General features: G+C 70.1%; 15 protein-coding genes, 1 rRNA gene and 1 riboswitch. Of the genes, 13 read left to right on the top strand and 3 right to left on the bottom strand.

All coding sequences use genetic code 11. The features are described from left to right. The 11 genes from rrf to IEZ04_RS27650 all read left to right on the top strand — a co-directional run. A 5S ribosomal RNA gene (gene rrf, locus IEZ04_RS27700) occupies positions 1-94 on the top strand; the annotation flags it as partial. A 110-nt stretch (positions 95-204) separates the two neighbouring features. After that, on the top strand, positions 205-813 hold the full coding sequence (gene clsA, locus IEZ04_RS27695) for a cardiolipin synthase ClsA (RefSeq protein WP_189219698.1): 609 nt from the start codon (positions 205-207) through the stop codon (positions 811-813). A 112-nt stretch (positions 814-925) separates the two neighbouring features. After that, positions 926-3,421, top strand: coding sequence for a mannose-1-phosphate guanyltransferase (locus IEZ04_RS27690; RefSeq protein WP_189219697.1), 2,496 nt, complete (start codon positions 926-928; stop codon positions 3,419-3,421). A 97-nt stretch (positions 3,422-3,518) separates the two neighbouring features. Continuing rightward, positions 3,519-4,421 carry a DUF881 domain-containing protein gene (locus IEZ04_RS27685; protein WP_189219696.1) on the top strand — a complete coding sequence of 301 codons (903 nt, stop codon included), beginning with the start codon at positions 3,519-3,521 and terminating at the stop codon, positions 4,419-4,421. Then, entirely contained in the window at positions 4,418-4,750 is a 333-nt protein-coding gene (locus IEZ04_RS27680; RefSeq protein WP_189219695.1) for a small basic family protein, read from the top strand. The genes IEZ04_RS27685 and IEZ04_RS27680 overlap by 4 nt, the downstream gene beginning before the upstream one ends. Before the next feature lie 14 nt (positions 4,751-4,764). Beyond that, on the top strand, positions 4,765-5,610 hold the full coding sequence (locus IEZ04_RS27675; RefSeq protein WP_189219694.1) for a DUF881 domain-containing protein: 846 nt from the start codon (positions 4,765-4,767) through the stop codon (positions 5,608-5,610). Between the two features lie 82 nt (positions 5,611-5,692). Next, a complete protein-coding gene (locus IEZ04_RS27670) occupies positions 5,693-6,643 on the top strand; it encodes a zinc-ribbon and FHA domain-containing protein (RefSeq protein WP_189219711.1) in 951 nt (316 codons plus the stop codon). Between the two features lie 42 nt (positions 6,644-6,685). Then, entirely contained in the window at positions 6,686-7,444 is a 759-nt protein-coding gene (ftsR, locus tag IEZ04_RS27665; RefSeq protein WP_189219693.1) for a transcriptional regulator FtsR, read from the top strand. Positions 7,445-7,590: 146 nt separating this feature from the next. Beyond that, positions 7,591-8,064 carry a bifunctional nuclease family protein gene (locus IEZ04_RS27660; RefSeq protein WP_004002801.1) on the top strand — a complete coding sequence of 158 codons (474 nt, stop codon included), beginning with the start codon at positions 7,591-7,593 and terminating at the stop codon, positions 8,062-8,064. Between the two features lie 314 nt (positions 8,065-8,378). Continuing rightward, positions 8,379-9,059, top strand: coding sequence for a MerR family transcriptional regulator (locus tag IEZ04_RS27655; RefSeq protein ID WP_189219692.1), 681 nt, complete (start codon positions 8,379-8,381; stop codon positions 9,057-9,059). A 61-nt stretch (positions 9,060-9,120) separates the two neighbouring features. Then, positions 9,121-10,545, top strand: a complete 1,425-nt coding sequence (locus tag IEZ04_RS27650) for a DNA polymerase IV (protein WP_189219691.1) — start codon at positions 9,121-9,123, stop codon at positions 10,543-10,545. A gap of 30 nt (positions 10,546-10,575) precedes the next feature. Here the strand turns inward: IEZ04_RS27650 and IEZ04_RS27645 are convergent, their stop codons facing one another. Further along, entirely contained in the window at positions 10,576-10,944 is a 369-nt protein-coding gene (locus IEZ04_RS27645; RefSeq protein WP_189219690.1) for a PRC-barrel domain-containing protein, read from the bottom strand. Between the two features lie 124 nt (positions 10,945-11,068). Continuing rightward, a riboswitch (glycine riboswitch) is annotated at positions 11,069-11,164 on the top strand. A gap of 188 nt (positions 11,165-11,352) precedes the next feature. Here IEZ04_RS27645 and gcvP point away from each other — a divergent pair. Then, complete coding sequence (gene gcvP, locus IEZ04_RS27640) at positions 11,353-14,238, top strand: aminomethyl-transferring glycine dehydrogenase (RefSeq protein WP_189219689.1); 2,886 nt, start codon at positions 11,353-11,355, stop codon at positions 14,236-14,238. 139 nt (positions 14,239-14,377) lie between these two features. Here gcvP and IEZ04_RS27635 read toward each other — a convergent pair whose 3' ends face one another. Both IEZ04_RS27635 and IEZ04_RS27630 read right to left on the bottom strand, forming a co-directional pair. Then, entirely contained in the window at positions 14,378-14,584 is a 207-nt protein-coding gene (locus IEZ04_RS27635) for a DUF5999 family protein (RefSeq protein ID WP_189219688.1), read from the bottom strand. 491 nt (positions 14,585-15,075) lie between these two features. After that, complete coding sequence (locus IEZ04_RS27630) at positions 15,076-15,654, bottom strand: hypothetical protein (RefSeq protein ID WP_189219687.1); 579 nt, start codon at positions 15,652-15,654, stop codon at positions 15,076-15,078. Positions 15,655-16,223: 569 nt separating this feature from the next. Between IEZ04_RS27630 and IEZ04_RS27625 the strand changes: the two genes are divergently transcribed. Next, on the top strand, positions 16,224-17,741 hold the full coding sequence (locus IEZ04_RS27625) for a glutamate-cysteine ligase family protein (RefSeq protein WP_189219686.1): 1,518 nt from the start codon (positions 16,224-16,226) through the stop codon (positions 17,739-17,741). The last annotated feature ends 27 nt before the right edge of the window (positions 17,742-17,768 follow it).

Raw genomic sequence — 17,768 nt, 5'->3', positions numbered from 1 at the left:
AACGCCCGGTTACATTCCGAACCCGGAAGCTAAGCCTTACAGCGCCGATGGTACTGCAGGGGGGACCCTGTGGGAGAGTAGGACGCCGCCGAACAATTATTAGAGCTCTGGCTCCCAGGCATCATGCCTGGGAGCCAGAGCTTTTTTGCGTTGAGGTAAGGTCGGGGGGCATCATCCGCTTTTTTCCCTTCAGGAGGCCCCCGGGTGGAGGTCCAGGAGACCAAGGTCCAGACGGATCGGATCCTCACCATCCCGAACATCCTCAGCATGGCGCGGCTCGTAGGAGTGCCCGTCTTCCTGTGGTTGATTCTCCGGCCGGAGTTCGGCGGGCCCAAGAGTGACGGCTGGGCGCTGCTGGTGCTGGCTCTCAGCGGCGTCAGCGACTACCTCGACGGCAAGCTGGCCAGGCGCTGGAACCAGATCAGCAGCCTCGGCCGGCTCCTGGACCCGGCGGCCGACCGGCTCTACATCCTGTCGACCCTGGTAGGCCTAACCTGGCGGGAGATCCTTCCGCTCTGGCTGACCCTCGTGCTGCTGGCGCGGGAACTGGTCCTGCTGGTGATGGTGGGCATCCTCAGGCGTCACGGCTACCCGCCGCCCCAGGTGAACTTCCTGGGGAAGGCGGCTACCTTCAACCTGATGTACGCCTTCCCGTTGCTTCTCCTCAGTGACGGAAGTGGTTGGATCTCGTCACTCGCTGCAATTTTCGGATGGGCGTTCGCCGGATGGGGTACAACTCTGTATTGGTGGGCAGGAGTCCTCTACGTGGTACAGGTCCGCCGCCTGGTTCGAGCGGACGCCGTGGCCGATTGAGCTCGCCCGGATAGGGGCGCCTAGTGGCCTGATGGCCCGCGTGGTAAATGTGCGGGACAATCTGGACGGGTGAGGTCGGTCCAACCGTCTCTTCAAGGAGGACGCTTCCGACATGAAGGCCGTCGTGATGGCCGGTGGTGAAGGCACACGCCTTCGCCCCATGACCTCGAGCATGCCCAAGCCGCTCCTGCCGGTGGTCAACCGGCCGATCATGGAGCACGTGCTGAGGCTGCTCAAAAGGCATGGGCTCAATGAGACCGTGGTAACCGTCCAGTTCCTGGCGTCACTCGTCAAGAACTACTTCGGTGACGGTGAGGAGCTCGGAATGGAGCTCACCTATGCCAATGAGGAGAAGCCACTCGGCACGGCCGGGAGTGTGAAGAACGCCGAGGAAGCCCTCAAGGACGACGCGTTCCTCGTCATCTCCGGCGATGCCCTGACAGACTTCGATCTCACCGAGCTCATCAATTTCCACAAGGAAAAGGGTGCGCTGGTCACCGTCTGCCTGACGCGCGTACCGAATCCTCTCGAATTCGGTATCACCATCGTGGACGACGAGGGCAAGGTCGAGCGCTTCCTGGAGAAGCCGACCTGGGGCCAGGTCTTCTCCGACACGGTGAACACGGGCATTTACGTGATGGAGCCCGAGGTCTTCGACTACGTCGAACCCGACGTTCCCGTCGACTGGTCCGGTGATGTCTTCCCGCAGCTGATGAAGGAAGGCAAGCCGATCTACGGCTATGTCGCCGAGGGCTACTGGGAGGACGTCGGCACGCACGAGAGCTATGTGAAGGCCCAGGCCGACGTTCTCGAGGGCAAGGTCGACGTCGACATCGACGGGTTCGAGCTCTCGCCCGGCGTGTGGATCGCCGAGGGTGCAGAGGTCCACCCGGACGCCGAGGTCCGCGGACCGGCGTACATCGGGGACTACGCCAAGGTCGAGGCCGGCGCCGAGATCCGTGAGCACACCGTCGTCGGCTCGAACGTCGTCGTGAAGAGCGGGGCCTTCCTGCACAAGGCGGTCGTCCACGACAACGTGTACATCGGGCAGCAGAGCAATCTGCGGGGATGCGTCGTCGGCAAGAACACCGACATCATGCGTGCCGCGCGGATCGAGGACGGCGCCGTCATCGGCGACGAGTGCCTCGTCGGTGAAGAATCGATCGTGCAGGGCAACGTACGGGTCTACCCGTTCAAGACGATCGAGGCCGGTGCCTTCGTCAACAACTCGGTGATCTGGGAGTCGCGAGGTCAGGCGCACCTGTTCGGCGCCCGCGGTGTGTCCGGGATCCTGAACGTCGAGATCACCCCGGAGCTGGCCGTGAGGCTCGCGGGAGCGTACGCGACGACGCTCAAGAAGGGCTCCACGGTCACCACCGCCCGTGACCACTCCAGAGGTGCCCGTGCGCTCAAGCGCGCCGTCATCTCGGCGCTCCAGGCCAGCGCGATCGACGTGCGCGACCTGGAGAACGTACCGCTGCCCGTGGCGCGGCAGCAGACCGCCAGAGGAAGTGCCGGCGGAATCATGATCCGGACGACTCCGGGAGTGCCGGACTCGGTCGACATCATGTTCTTCGACGGGGAGGGCGCCGACCTCTCGCAGGCCAAACAGCGGAAGCTGGACCGGGTCTTCGCACGGCAGGAGTACCGGCGTGCGTTCCCGGGCGAGATCGGCGACCTGCACTTCCCGTCCAGCGTCTACGACTCGTACTCGGGGTCGCTGCTGCGGAACGTCGACACGAGCGGCATCGCCGAGTCGGGGCTCAAGGTGGTCGTCGACGCCTCGAACGGCAGTGCGGGGCTCGTCCTGCCCAGCCTGCTCGGCAAGCTCGGGGTGGACTCGTTGACCATCAACCCCGGCCTCGACGAGTCCAGGCCGACGGAGACCGCGGAGATGCGGCGCGCGGGCCTGGTGCGGCTCGGCGAGATCGTGGCTTCGTCGCGGGCGGCGTTCGGCGTGCGGTTCGACCCGGTGGGCGAGCGGATCTCGCTCGTCGACGAGAAGGGGCGGATCGTCGAGGACGACCGGGCGCTGCTCGTCATGCTCGACCTGGTGGCGGCGGAGCGGCGCAGCGGACGTGTCGCGCTGCCGGTCACCACGACCCGGATCGCCGAGCAGGTGGCGGCGTACCACGGGACGCAGGTGGAGTGGACGACCACGTCTCCCGACGACCTGACGCGGGTCGGCGGCGACGAGTCGACGATCTTCGGCGGTGACGGGCGCGGCGGCTTCATCGTGCCCGAGTTCAGCAGTGTCTTCGACGGCACGGCCGCGTTCGTCCGGCTCATCGGGCTGGTGGCGCGGACGCAGCTCACGCTCAGCCAGATCGACGCCCGCATACCGCGGGCGCACGTCCTCAAGCGTGACCTCGCGACCCCGTGGGCCGTCAAGGGCCTGGTCATGCGGCGGGTCGTGGAGGCGGCCGGGGACCGCTTCGTCGACACGACCGACGGCGTACGGGTCGTGGAGACCGACGGTCGCTGGGTGATGGTCCTTCCGGACCCCGCCGAGGCCGTCACGCACCTGTGGGCCGAGGGGCCGGACGACGCGTCCGCCCAGGCCCTGCTCGACGAGTGGTCGGCGGTCGTGGACAGCGCCGGCCGGTAAAACCGTCACACGCGCGCGTGCCGGACAAGTGCCCACAACGGGGCCTGTCCGGCACGCCGGTGGGGCCATTCGGAGGTACTGGCCACGACGTGCGACGATGTGCGGCATGCCGCAGCAGCCCCCCGTTCGGAGCACTCCCGCGCGACCCTCGCGCCCGGATGCCTCCATGTCGCTGCTCACCAACGTCATGGACCACAGCCTCGACGACGGGTACGCCGAGGCCGCCGCCCGCAGACAGGGCGGCACGGGGGGCATGCCGAAGACCGTCCGGGCCAAGTTGGGGCTGGCCGCCGGGCTGGTGCTCGCCGCCCTCGTCGTGACGGTGGGGGCGGCACAGGCGCGTGTCACGGCGCCCGCGGTGGCCAAGGAGCGCGAGGAGCTCATCGAGCGCATCGAGCGCGAGACCGAGGCCGCGGACGCGCTCGAGAAGAGCGTCGACGATCTCCGTGCCGAGGTGAGCGCCCGGCAGCGTGAGGCGCTGAAGGGTGACGGGGGCAGTGACCGCAGAGAGCTCGTCGGCATCCTGGCGGGCGCCGTCGAGGTGCACGGACCGGGTGTGAAGCTCGTCGTGAACGACGCGAAGGAGGCCGGCGCCGGCGGGGACGGCGATCCGCGCGGGTCCTCCGGCTTCTCCGACACCGGACGTGTGCGCGACCGCGACATGCAGCGCGTCGTCAACGGGCTGTGGCAGTCCGGCGCGGAAGCCGTCTCGATCAACGGACAGCGGCTGACGGCGCTGTCCGCGATCCGGGCGGCGGGCGACGCGATACTGGTCGACAACAAGCCGCTGGTGCCGCCCTACACGGTGCTCGCCGTCGGGAACGGCAAGCGGCTCGGCAGCGACTTCCAGGACAGCCCGGACGGGCTGTACCTGCACGCGCTGCAGGAGAACTTCGGGATCCGGACCGCCCTGTCCGTCGAGGAGGACGTCCGGGTTCCCGCCGCACCGCGTGTGACCGTACGAACCGCAGAACCGAAAACCGAGAAGGGCACATCGTGATCGCCGTACTGGGCCTCGTCCTGGGAGTCGTGGCCGGCCTGTTGGTCGGACCCGAGGTTCCCGCGGTGGTCGAGCCGTATCTCCCCATCGCCGTCGTGGCGGCCCTCGACGCCGTCTTCGGAGGCCTGCGCGCGATGCTGGACGGCATCTTCGACGACAAGGTCTTCGTGGTGTCATTCCTGTCGAACGTGGTCGTGGCCGCGCTGATCGTGTTCCTGGGCGACGAGCTGGGCGTGGGCGCCCAGTTGTCCACGGGTGTCGTGGTCGTGCTCGGCATCCGCATCTTCTCCAACGCCGCCGCGATCCGGCGGCACGTCTTCCGGGCGTGAGGGTGACGAGGCCGATGAGCGACCGGGACGAGACGCCCACCACGCGGCTGCGCAGGGAACTCCCCGCGGAGGTGCCCGCGGCGCCCGCCGCGCCGCCCACGGGGGCCGGGCGACAGCAGGCGGAGCAGCAGCCCGCCCTGACCGGACGCCAGCGGCTGGTCAACGGGCTGTGGCCGCCGCGCGTCACGCGCGCCCAACTCATCGTCGCCCTGCTGCTGTTCGGCCTCGGCTTCGGTCTGGCCGTACAGGTCGCGTCCAACAGCGAGGGCGACGGCGCGCTGCGCGGGGCGCGACAGGAAGATCTTGTACGCATCCTCGATGAACTGGATGACCGTACACAGCGTCTGGAGGAGGAGAAGCAGGGTCTCGAGAGTCAGCGCACCGAGTTGGAGAACAGCTCCGACCAGGCCGAGGAAGCCCGCAGGCAGACGGTCGAGAAGGAACGGCAGCTCGGCGTCCTCGCGGGGACGGTGGCGGCGCAGGGACCCGGCATCACGCTGACGGTCGAGGACACGAAGGGAACGGTCGAGGCGGACATGCTGCTCGACGCGGTGCAGGAGCTGCGCGCGGCCGGCGCGGAGGCGATCCAGGTGAACGGTGTGAGGGTCGTGGCCGGCACCTATCTGACGGATTCCGGAGACGGGGTCGGCGTCGACGGGAACAAGATCGACCAGCCCTATCGTTTCAAGGTCATCGGCAAGCCGCAGGACCTGGAGCCCGCGCTGAACATTCCAGGAGGCGTGGTGCAGACACTGGAGAAGGAGCAGGCCACCGTGGTTGTGGAGCGGGCGGACAAGATCATCGTGGACGCCTTGCGAGCGGCCGAGCGGCCTGACTACGCTCGGTCGTCCTCCCAGTGAACAGGGGGTGCATGGGGGCCGTCCGGCGGGGGCATGAGGTTGCGGGGGGTCGGCGCACCGATCGGGTGGTGCGTGGTGGAAACTGTCTGGTGGATACGGACGTTGTGAGGATGTCCGGGTCGGCCGGTGTGTTGGTTCAGGGTTCGTCCTGCCCCACGGGCGGGTCTGTTTCGGTCAAGGGGAATCGCCCGTGAAGTTGTTTGCGAAATTGTTCGGCAAGAGTGCGCGGCAGGGCAGCGAGAACGCGACCGCCCGCCATCGCGCGCAGCCATCGGACGCGGAGGGCCAGGGCGGCCGGCGCCCGCTCTTCCGGGACCAGGTCGATGGTCCGGGTGGTGACATTTCCGGAGGTCAGGGCGCGCCGTCTGTTGACCCTGCCCAGTCCGGCCGCATAGGTTTCGGAGAACCGTCAGCCTCAGGTACGGGTGGGGGGTTCGCCTCCGGTCCGTACGCGTCCAATGCCCCGGCGGGGCAGCCGCGGCAGGAGGATCCGTCCATGTCGGCCCTGGTGTGTACGAGGTGCGGGAACCGCAACGCGGAGAACAGCAGGTTCTGCTCCAACTGCGGTGCGCCGCTGCGGCCCGGGGTCGCTGCGGAGCGTGCGTCCGAGACGACCTCCACGATCTCCATCTCGGGACTCGAGGCGTACGACTCCGAGGTCACGGGCCAGACGCAGCTGCCGGCCCTCTCGCCCGAGGCACAGGCCGCCGTCGACGCGCTGCCGCTCGGCTCGGCCCTGCTGGTGGTGCGCCGCGGCCCCAACTCGGGCAGCCGCTTCCTCCTGGACGGCGATCTGACCACGGCGGGCCGTCACCCGCAGAGCGACATCTTCCTGGACGACGTCACCGTCTCGCGCCGGCACGTGGAGTTCCGCCGTGGCCCGGACGGCAGCTTCACGGTCGCCGACGTCGGCAGCCTCAACGGCACGTACGTCAACCGGGAGCGGATCGACCAGGTCGCGCTCTCCAACGGTGACGAGGTGCAGATCGGCAAGTACCGTCTGGTCTTCTACGCGAGCCAGCGGGGCATCTGACCGTCCCCGATCTCCGTCCGGGGGGACCACCAGGGAAGGTCCATGCTTCACACACCGAGCGGCGGTGCCGGCGACGGCGCCGCCGCCACGGACAGCGGACTGATGAGCATCGGCACCGTGCTGAACGTGCTGCGCGACGAGTTCCCCGAAGTCACCGTCTCCAAAATCCGTTTTCTGGAGACGGAGGGGCTCGTGGAACCGCAGCGGACCCCCTCGGGGTACCGGAAGTTCAGTGCGGAGGACGTCGAGCGGCTCGCACGTGTGCTGAGGATGCAGCGGGACCACTATCTGCCGTTGAAGGTGATCCGTGAGCACCTCGACGCCCTGGAGCGCGGTGAGCCCGTGCGGCTCCCGGCCCCGGGGCGTCAGCGGGAGGCGGGGGACGGTGAGGAGTGGTTCCTCGCCGTCTTCGGGGAGCCCGAGGAGCCGGCACCGGCCCGGATCGGCCGGGAGGAGCTCCTGGAGGCCGCCGGGATCGAGGAGCAGCAGCTGGCGGAGTGGGAGTCGTACGGGCTCGTCAGTTCCGTGGAGGACGGAGCGTACGACGCGGAGACGGTCACTGTGGCCACCCTTCTGGTCGAACTCGGGCGGTTCGGTATCGAGCCGCGTCACCTGAGGGCCATGAAGGCCGCCGCCGACCGTGAGGCGGTGCTGGTGGAACAGGTGGTGGCGCCCCTGCGGCGCCACCGGAATCCGCAGACCAGGGCCCATGCGGAGGCCCGTACGAAGGAGCTGGCCGGGCTCGCGGTGAAGCTGCACGCCGCGCTGGTGCGGACGGCGCTCGGCGTGCGGCTGCCCTGACCGGTCCGCCCGCGCGGCGCGGACGCCGGAGCGGCCGGCCAGCGTCCCCTCGTCCGGGTGTGCGACTGCCCCGGTCGGACGCCGGACTCGGCAGCCATTCTCTGCCCGACTACCCAAACGTCCCGCCCACGGCCTAGGGTTGCTGTGTGAACGAGCTCGATGTCGTAGGTGTCCGGGTCGAAATGCCCTCCAACCAACCGATCGTGCTCCTGCGCGAAGTGGGAGGCGACCGTTACCTCCCCATCTGGATCGGGCCGGGGGAGGCGACGGCGATCGCCTTCGCCCAGCAGGGCATGGCCCCCGCTCGACCGCTGACCCACGACCTGTTCAAGGACGTGCTGGAGGCCGTCGGCCAGGAGCTCACCGAAGTGCGCATCACGGATCTGCGTGAGGGCGTCTTCTATGCGGAACTGGTGTTCGCCAGCGGAGTCGAGGTGAGTGCCCGGCCGTCCGACGCCATAGCGCTCGCCCTGCGCACCGGCACGCCGATCTACGGCAGTGACGGGGTGCTCGACGACGCCGGGATCGCCATTCCGGACGAGCAGGAGGACGAGGTGGAGAAGTTCCGCGAGTTCCTCGACCAGATCTCGCCGGAGGACTTCGGTACCAGCAGCCAGTGAGGCCGGGCCCGGCCCCGTGGCGCGGACGGCGCCACGGGAGCCGCCGGGTGTGCGCGTCGGAGCGCATGGACGGCGCTCGCGGCGAAGGTGGGAAAAAGGAGAAGTCGGCGCAGGTCACATGTTCGACACGTAAGCGCGACAAGGGATGCGTCGCACGGCCCGGCCGAAAGGCATTCGGCTAGCCTTTCCCCGCGGCGGGGCACGGGAAACCACTCCTTGGGTCACTATCACTCGGCGTGCCGAGTGTGGCGATCGTTGACGCACCCTTGGTGACTGCCTACCGTCGAGAAGGCAGTTCAAGGACGGAGGTCGGCGTGAGAAGCAGCGGCGACGGTACGGCAGGGGGTGCCCGCGGACGCAGTCCGGGGGAGAACGGCCCGTACCCTCCCCCGGGCTCCCGGCTCCGCTCGAGCGGGGATTATCCCCAGCACGGCAACGCGGCCGGTCACGTTGCGCACCGGGCGGCCGCCGTACCGGCGGACGGGGGGACGGCCGAGGAGTCCGAGCAGGTCGGCTACCGCGGGCCCACCGCGTGCGCGGCGGCCGGCATCACCTACCGGCAGCTCGACTACTGGGCCCGCACCGGGCTCGTCGAGCCGAGCGTCCGGCCCGCCTACGGGTCGGGCACCCAGCGCCTGTACAGCTTCCGGGACGTCGTCGTCCTGAAGATCGTCAAGCGGTTCCTCGACACGGGCGTGTCGCTGCAGAACATCCGCACCGCCGTCCAGCACCTGCGCGAGCGGGGCTTCCGGGACCTGGAGCGGATGACACTCATGAGCGACGGCGCGACCGTCTACGAATGCGCCTCTCCCGACGAGGTGCACGCGCTGCTCCAGGGCGGGCAGGGCATCTTCGGCATCGCCGTGGGAGTGGTGTGGCGGGACGTGGAGAGCGCGCTCTCGCAGCTGCACGGCGAGCGGGTCGACACGGGCGAGACGCTCGTCGGCCACCATCCCTCGGACGAACTGGCCCGCCGGCGCAACCGGGCCGTCTGAGAACACCGGCCCCGGTGGCCGTGCCACGGCACTGTCAGTGCCGTAGGGCAGCATCGGACATGTGAGAAACGCGCCCACGATCCTGCATCTCGACATGGACGCCTTCTACGCCTCGGCGGAGCAGGCGTCGAAGCCGAGTCTGCGGGGGAAGGCCGTCGTCGTGGGCGGGCTCGGACCGCGCGGCGTGGTCGCCACCGCCTCGTACGAGGCACGGGTCTCCGGAGTGCACTCGGCGATGCCCATGGCGCAGGCGCGCCGCCTCGCGCCGAACGCCGCCTACCTCGTCCCCCGCTTCACCTTCTACCGGGCCATCAGCGAGCAGGTCATGAAGCTGCTGCGTGAGCTGTCGCCGCTGGTCGAGCCGCTCAGCCTGGACGAGGCGTTCGTCGACCTGGACGCCGGGGGAGCGGCGTGGGACGAGGAGTCGGCGCGGCTCGCCGGCACCAGGCTGCGCGCCGACATACGGGCCGTGACCGGGCTGACCGGTTCCGTGGGGCTCGCCGCGTCCAAGATGCTGGCCAAGATCGCGTCCGAGCAGGCCAAGCCGGACGGGCTCGTGCTCATCCGGCCGGGCACCGAGCGGGAGATGCTGGGGCCGCTGTCGGTGCGGATCCTGCCGGGTGTGGGGCCCGCGACGGGTGACCATCTCCGGCGCGCCGGGATCACGACCGTGGAGGAGATCGTGGAGGCCGGTGAGGACGAGCTCGTACGGCTGGTCGGGAAGGCGCACGGGCACGGGCTGTACGCCATGGCGCTGGCGCGGGACGAGCGGCCCGTGGTGGCCGAGCGGGACACGAAGTCCGTGTCGGTGGAGGACACGTACGACGTCGACATTCACGACCGGGTGCGCGTGCGCCTGGAGGTGCAGCGGCTCGCGGACCGGTGCGTGCGGCGGCTGCGCGGCGCGGGCCTGTCGGGCCGGACCATCGTGCTGAAGGTGCGCAGGTACGACTTCTCGACGCTGACCCGGTCCGAGACGCTGCGCGGACCCACGGACGATCCGGCGGTGGTGCGGGAGGCCGCCGCGCGGCTGCTGGAGTCGGTGGACACGACCGGGGGTGTGCGGCTGCTCGGCGTGGGCGTGAGCGGGCTCGCCGACTACACGCAGGAGGACCTGTTCGCGCAAGCGGCGGGGGAGGTCCGGCTCGAGGAGGAGCAAGCGGCGGAGGAACCCGTGAAGGAGCCGGCCGGGCCCGCGGAGCGGCGCTGGCCGGCCGGGCACGACGTGCGGCACGCGGAGTTCGGGCACGGGTGGGTGCAGGGCAGCGGCCTCGGGCGGGTCACCGTGCGCTTCGAGACGCCCGACTCGCTGTTGCCGGGACGGGTACGGACGTTCCGTACCGACGACCCGGACCTGGAACCGGCGGATCCGCTGCCGCTGGTCCCCGGCGGCGCGGTGGTGCCGGAGGAGGCGGCCGAGGTGCCGGCGGAGGCGGGGCCGGACGTGACGGGTGAGGGGCCGTGGCCGGCGGTGGGCGGCGCATGACCGGCGGCGGGCGGCTCCATGGCGGGCGGCTCAGACCTCCTCCGTGCCCGCGAGCCGGTCGGCCTCCAGGTCCAGCGGGGGCGGGGGTGCCACGTCGAGGCCGTAGTGGTGGTAGAGCTGGAGTTCCTGCTCGGGGGAGAGGTGGCGGCCGACCCCGAAGTCGGGAGCGTCCTTGATGAGGGACCGGTCGAACGGGACGTGGAGGGCGTCCCCGGCCAGTTCGCTGGGCTCCAGGGGCACGAACGCGTCCCGGCTGAACAGGCCCATGCGCACGGCCGCCCACTCGGGGATCCCGGTCGCGTCGTCGAGGTACACCTCGTCGACGGTGCCGATCCGGGTGCCCCTGCGGTCGAACGCCTTGCGGCCGATCAGACTGCGCGGATCGATGTCGCTGTGCACGGGCCCTCCAGTGGGTCGCAGCGGGGTCGCAACTCCTCCCCAACCACTACGAAAAGGCACTTTGGGAAAGGTGGCCACTCGAAAGCCCGTGCGTTGACCTCGCTGGTAGGCTGACAACGGCTGCTGACCCCGTGCGGGAGAGTCCTCCGGAGCCCACCGGAGGCGCCGAAGGAGCAAATCCTCCCCGGAATCTCTCAGGCCCACGTACCGCACGGACGAGGTCACTCTGGAAAGCAGAGCGGATGTCGACGGCGTCGACGGCCTCCGTTCTCACCGACGGTGAAAGCCGGGAGTCCGCTTGGGGCGGTCCGGTGAAGCTCTCAGGTCGAGATGACAGAGGGGGAGGCCGTCGGGGCACCCGTGCCGTGGTGTCCCTCGCAGGTCGCGTCAGACCAGGAGGCCTCCGCAATGACCGCCCACCGCCCTTCCCTCTCCGAGCTCGAGCAGGGCATTCCCTTCGAGCAGCGCCACATCGGGCCCGACCAGGAGGCGCGGGCCAAGATGCTCGCGCAGGTCGGTTACGGCTCCCTCGACGAGCTCACCGCGGCCGCCGTACCGGACGTGATCAAGAGCGCCGACGCCCTGGAGCTGCCGGACGCGCGCACCGAGGCAGAGGTCCTCGCCGAGCTGCGCTCCCTCGCGGACCGCAACCAGGTCCTGCACTCCATGATCGGGCTGGGTTACTACGGGACGTTCACCCCGCCGGTGATCCTGCGGAACGTCATGGAGAACCCCGCCTGGTACACCGCGTACACCCCGTACCAGCCCGAGATCTCCCAGGGACGGCTCGAGGCGCTGCTCAACTTCCAGACCATGGTCGCCGACCTCACCGGGCTGCCGACCTCCGGTGCGTCCCTGCTCGACGAGGGCACCGCGGCCGCCGAGGCCATGGCGCTGTCGCGGCGCATGGGGAAGAACAAGAAGGGCCTCTTCCTCGTCGACGCGGACGCGCTGCCGCAGACGATCGCCGTCATCGAGACGCGCGCCGAGCCCACGGGCGTGGAGGTCGTCGTCGCCGACCTGAGCGAGGGCATCCCGGCGGAGATCGCCGAGCGCGAGATCAACGGCGTGCTGCTGCAGTACCCGGGCGCCTCCGGTGCCGTACGCGACCTGAGGCCCGTCATCGAGCAGGCGCACGAGCTCGGCGCCCTCGTCACCGTCGCCGCCGACCTGCTCGCGCTCACCCTGCTCACCTCGCCCGGTGAGCTCGGCGCCGACATCGCGGTCGGTACGACGCAGCGCTTCGGTGTCCCCATGGGCTTCGGCGGACCGCACGCCGGTTACATGGCCGTGGGCGAGAAGTTCGCGCGCAGCCTGCCCGGACGGCTCGTCGGCGTCTCCGTGGACGCGGACGGGCACAAGGCCTACCGGCTCGCCCTGCAGACGCGGGAGCAGCACATCCGCCGGGAGAAGGCGACCAGCAACATCTGCACGGCGCAGGTGCTGCTCGCCGTGATGGCGGGCATGTACGCCGTGTACCACGGGCCCGAGGGGCTGCGGACCATCGCGCGGCGCTCCCACCGCTACGCCGCGATCCTCGCCGCCGGTCTCGCCGCGGGCGGGGTCGAGGTCGTGCACGGCGCGTACTTCGACACCCTCACCGTGCGGGTGCCGGGCCGGGCCGCCGAGGTCGTCGCGGCCGCGCGCGAGCGCGGGATCAACCTGCGCCTCGTCGACGCCGACCGCCTGTCGATCGCGTGCGACGAGACCACCGGCCGGGCGCAGCTCGCCGCCGTGTGGGCCGCGTTCGGCGTCGAGGGCGACGTCGGGGCGCTGGACGCACAGGCCGGTGACGTGCTGCCGGACGCGCTGCTGCGCACCGACGCGTACCTGACCCACCCGGTCTTCCAGCAGCACCGCTCCGAGACGGCGATGCTGCGCTACCTGCGCCGGCTCGCCGACCGCGACTACGCGCTCGACCGCGGCATGATCCCGCTGGGCTCCTGCACCATGAAGCTCAACGCGACCACCGAGATGGAGCCGGTCACCTGGCCCGAGTTCGGGCAGCTGCACCCCTTCGCGCCCGCGGAGCAGGCGGCGGGCTACCTCACGCTCATCACCGAGCTGGAGGAGCGCCTCGCCGAGGTCACGGGGTACGACAAGGTCTCGCTCCAGCCGAACGCCGGGTCGCAGGGCGAGCTGGCCGGCCTGCTGGCCGTACGCGGCTACCACCGGGCCAACGGCGACGAGCAGCGCACCGTCTGCCTCATCCCCTCCTCCGCGCACGGCACGAACGCCGCGAGCGCCGTCATGGCGGGTATGAAGGTCGTCGTCGTGAAGACCGCCGGGGACGGCGAGATCGACGTCGAGGACCTGCGTGCGAAGATCGAGCAGTACCGCGACGAGCTGTCCGTGCTGATGATCACGTACCCGTCGACGCACGGCGTGTTCGAGGAGCACGTCGCCGACATCTGCGCGGCGGTGCACGACGCCGGCGGCCAGGTGTACGTCGACGGCGCCAACCTCAACGCGCTGGTGGGGCTCGCCAAGCCGGGGCACTTCGGCGGCGACGTCTCGCACCTGAACCTGCACAAGACGTTCTGCATCCCGCACGGTGGCGGCGGTCCGGGCGTCGGCCCGGTCGGCGTGCGCGCCCACCTCGCGCCGTACCTGCCGAACCACCCGCTGCAGCCGGCGGCGGGCCCGGAGACCGGCGTCGGCCCGATCTCGGCCGCTCCCTGGGGCAGCGCGGGCATCCTGCCGATCTCGTGGGCGTACGTCCGGCTCATGGGCGGCGAGGGGCTCAAGCGCGCGACGCAGATCGCCGTGCTGTCCGCCAACTACATCGCCAAGCGCCTGGAGCCGCACTACCCGGTGCTCTACACCGGCCCCGGCGGCCTCGTCGCGCACGAGTGCATCATCGACCTGCGCCCGCTGACCAAGGCGACCGGCGTGAGCGTCGACGACGTCGCCAAGCGGCTGATCGACTACGGCTTCCACGCGCCCACCATGTCGTTCCCGGTGGCCGGGACGCTGATGATCGAGCCGACCGAGTCCGAGGACCTCACCGAACTCGACCGCTTCTGCGAGGCGATGATCGCCATACGCGGAGAGATCGAGAAGGTCGGCGCGGGGGAGTGGCCCGCGGACGACAACCCGCTGCGCAACGCCCCGCACACCGCCGCCTCGATCGGCGGGGAGTGGGAGCACGCGTACACCCGTGAGGAGGCGGTGTTCCCGGCGGGTGTCGGGGCCGCGGACAAGTACTGGCCGCCGGTGCGCCGTATCGACCAGGCCTTCGGCGACCGCAACCTGGTCTGCTCCTGCCCGCCGCTGGACGCCTACGACGAGTAGGCGCCGTGCGGTGACATCGCGAGGGTGTCACCGGGCACGCGTCGGGGCCGGTGCGGAGAGTGGTTCTCCGGGCCGGCCCCTCATGTTTCCCGAGCGGTCGCGCTGTGCGTCGGTCGCTCCGTGGGTACCTGCTGTCCGCCTAGGCGGCGGTCATCACCTGGTCAGGGCCCAACGGGCGGTGCGGGGCGATGATCTTGCCGTCCGGCAGGAGCTCACCGGTGTCCTCGAAGAGCACAACTCCGTTGCACAGCAGGCTCCATCCCTGCTCCGGGTGGGGCGCCACGAGGCGGGCGGACTCCCGGTCGGCGGACTCGGCTGTCGGACACGGTGGCTGGTGCTGGCACATGGTGGTCGGTGTCTCTCGCTGTGTCGAAGTGGATGAGTTGGCCGTCTCGTCAGTCCCGCGGCGCGAAACGTCGTTCATGGCCGCCCCCCGTGGTGTGAAGTCGGTCGGTCCCAGTGTTGCCCTACGGGCGTCGATCCGCAGGGATTTCGCAGCACCACTTATCACAGGTTCATGACGCATGGCCCAAGCGGATGGTTCAGCTCAACTCGCCGGTCCCTTCGGGTGGTTGGCGGTCACCGGATATGGCTAGTCCGCGCGGGTCACAAGGCCTCCTCGTGACTCGTACGAGCGTATGGGTGCACAAAAGAGCGACTGCTTTCGCGTGGCGCACGAAGGGAGGGGAGGCGCGGAGGAAGTGGGCGCACGAAACGGGCGCGTGGAAGAGAAGAGGGCGCGGAAAGGCGTGCCCCGCCACCGGTCGTGCGTGTGGTGGCGGGGCACGCGGATCCGTCGGCGCGCCCTCTCGGGAGGGGCGGTCGGCGGTCGGGCGGTCAGGCGCTGAGCAGGGGGGCGGGGGCCAGCCGGTGGGTCAGGACCGGCAGCAGGTCCGCGACCCGGTGCGGGCGGTGGGCGGCGATGCCCGGTGGCGCGGGGGCCAGCGGGATCAGGATGTCGGTCGGGGCGAGGCGGCCGGTGGCGCCGTCGGCGGTGCGGTCGCCGTGCAGCCAGAGCGTGAGCATGTACAGCTCCGGTACCGACAGCAGTCGCGCCTGGTACGGCTGCTGCACCGACTCGGCCTGGCGCAGGGCGCGTTCGGTGGAGGCGACGTACGGGCCCTCGAAGAAGTGCGAGAACGCCCAGCCGTCGGGGGTCAGCCGGGTCTCGGCCGCGGCCACCGCGCGATCGCCGCAGCGGATCAGGAAGCGCCAGCCGGACAGCCGGGTGGCGGAGGCGCCGGCCGGGGCGATCCGGTCCAGGACGTGGACGGGCAGCGGGAGGTCGGGGGTCGTCGGTCCCTGTGCCTTGCGCAGCGAGGGAGTGCGGGCTTCTTTGACGGCGGTGGGGGAACCGAGTGCCGTGAGGACGGTGCGCAGGGCGGGCGCGGGAGCCTCGGGGACATGCAGCGGCATGGTGGGTCGCCTCTCATTCAGACAGGCACGGGTGGCACGAGGGAGGGGGGCGGACGGCGCTGTCAGCTCTCGGGGCCAGAGAGGCGGGGGCTGAAGGTCCGAAAATGAGGGGGGCGGTCTGCCGTGCGTCGTCCTGCGGCAGGCCGAGGACCGCGAGCGCCAACTCTCTGCCTCAATTGCGGAGTTTATACGACACGTGTTCAGCTGGTGTTTCGTCTAGCCGTTTCGCATATGAAGAACAAGGCGGTATTCGGTCCGGGAAATGCGGTGAATCTCCCGATTATCGGTGGTGTAGACCACGATGACCAGGTCCGTAGCCCGCGCGACGGTCGGCCGGTTGTCGTCGGCGTTTTTCACCAAGACGGCAGTAGGGGTAAACCTGCGCACCTCTGTGTGTCTGGTGAATCGGTTCGTGGGTACACAGCCAAGCCTAGTGGGTGTCTGGTGTGCCCGGAGTGCTGTCGAGTGGTTCCGAGAGGGACGTTATCGATCGCGTCGCCGGGGCATCATGACCCGGGACAAGAGACGGCCGGATCATCGGCCTGCCCATCCGAGGAGGGGACACTTAGATGGGGGAGAAGGTCGTGGCGGGGCCGTTCGACCTGTCTGTTCGGCAGCGCTACCGCGACAAGCTGTGGCAGTGCCTGACGGGGCTCGAGCGACTGCTGGAGGAGAAGAGGTTCGACCGCCCGAAGAATCTGATGGGCCTGGAGATCGAACTGAATCTCGCGGGCACCGACGGTCTGCCGCGCATGCTGAACGCGCAGGTGCTGGAGCGCATAGCGAGCCGTGATTTCCAAACGGAACTCGCCATGTTCAACCTGGAAGTCAACATAGCTCCACACCGACTGGGCGGCCGGGTATTCGACAGGCTTTCCGAGGAGCTGCGGACGTCGCTGGCGTACGCCCACCGGAAGGCCGGCGAGGTCGATGCCGGAATCGTGATGATCGGCATTCTGCCGACGCTCGGCCGGGACGATCTGGTGTCCTCGAACCTGTCCGACGCGGACCGCTACACGCTGCTCAACGACCAGATCGTGGCCGCCCGCGGGGAGGAGTTCAAGCTCGAGATCGACGGTGTGGAACGGCTCGAGTGCACCTCGGGGTCGATCGCGCCGGAGGCGGCGTGCACCTCCGTGCAGCTGCATCTGCAGGTCACACCGGACCGGTTCGCCGATGTGTGGAACGCGGCCCAGGCGGTCACCGCCGCCCAGATCGCCGTGGGCGCCAACGCCCCGTTCCTGTTCGGCCACGAGCTGTGGCGCGAGTCCCGGCCCCCGCTCTTCCAGCAGGCCACCGACACCCGGCCGCCCGAGCTCCAGGCACAGGGCGTGCGGCCGCGCACCTGGTTCGGCGAGCGGTGGATCACCTCGGCGTACGACCTCTTCGAGGAGAACCTGAAGTACTACCCCGCACTGCTGCCCGTCTGCGACGACGAGGACCCGCTGCGCACCCTGGACGAGGGAGGCGTGCCGAAGCTGGCCGAGCTGGTACTGCACAACGGCACGGTGTACCGCTGGAACCGGCCCGTGTACGACATCGCCGACGGCGTACCGCACCTGCGGGTGGAGAACCGGGTGCTGCCCGCCGGGCCGACCGTCACGGACGTCCTCGCCAACGCCGCCTTCTACTACGGCCTCGTCCGCGCCCTCGCCGAGGAGTCGCGGCCCGTGTGGACGCGGCTGCCCTTCGAGGCCGCCGCCGCCAACTTCGAGGAGGCATGCCGGCACGGCATCGACGCGCGGCTGCGGTGGCCGCGGCGCGGCCGGTACGGCGGCACCGTGGAGGTGGACGCGGTGACCCTGGTACGGGACGAGCTGCTGCCGCTGGCGGAGGCGGGCCTGGACGCCTGGGGCATCGAGCCGGTGGACCGGGACTTCTACCTCGGGGTGATCGAGGAGCGGTGCCGGCGTCGGGTCAACGGGGCGAGCTGGCAGGCGGAAACGTTTCATCGCGCGTTGGAGAAGGGGCTCGGCCGGGACGCCGCGCTGGCCGCGACCACACGCAGGTACGCCGAGCTGATGCACGCGGGGGAGCCGGTGCACAGCTGGCCCGTGGGGCTGCCGGAGCCGGTGCTGCTGGGGTGAGCTGTCGGGCGGGTGCGGGCCGGCGGG

The organism is Streptomyces ruber, from assembly GCF_014648075.1.
In the GTDB taxonomy this organism is placed as follows: Bacteria; Actinomycetota; Actinomycetes; order Streptomycetales; family Streptomycetaceae; genus Streptomyces; species Streptomyces ruber.
This window is presented reverse-complemented; position numbering and strand designations above follow the sequence as displayed.

Excerpts from the sequence above, each read along its gene's own strand:
- IEZ04_RS27690 (WP_189219697.1), top strand. The coding sequence starts at position 926 with ATGAAGGCCGTCGTGATGGCCGGTGGTGAAGGCACACGCCTTCGCCCC.
- IEZ04_RS27685 (WP_189219696.1), top strand. The coding sequence starts at position 3,519 with ATGTGCGGCATGCCGCAGCAGCCCCCCGTTCGGAGCACTCCCGCGCGA.
- IEZ04_RS27675 (WP_189219694.1), top strand. The coding sequence starts at position 4,765 with ATGAGCGACCGGGACGAGACGCCCACCACGCGGCTGCGCAGGGAACTC.
- ftsR (WP_189219693.1), top strand. The coding sequence starts at position 6,686 with ATGCTTCACACACCGAGCGGCGGTGCCGGCGACGGCGCCGCCGCCACG.
- gcvP (WP_189219689.1), top strand. The coding sequence starts at position 11,353 with ATGACCGCCCACCGCCCTTCCCTCTCCGAGCTCGAGCAGGGCATTCCC.
- IEZ04_RS27635 (WP_189219688.1), bottom strand. The coding sequence starts at position 14,584 with ATGTGCCAGCACCAGCCACCGTGTCCGACAGCCGAGTCCGCCGACCGG.
- IEZ04_RS27630 (WP_189219687.1), bottom strand. The coding sequence starts at position 15,654 with ATGCCGCTGCATGTCCCCGAGGCTCCCGCGCCCGCCCTGCGCACCGTC.
- IEZ04_RS27625 (WP_189219686.1), top strand. The coding sequence starts at position 16,224 with ATGGGGGAGAAGGTCGTGGCGGGGCCGTTCGACCTGTCTGTTCGGCAG.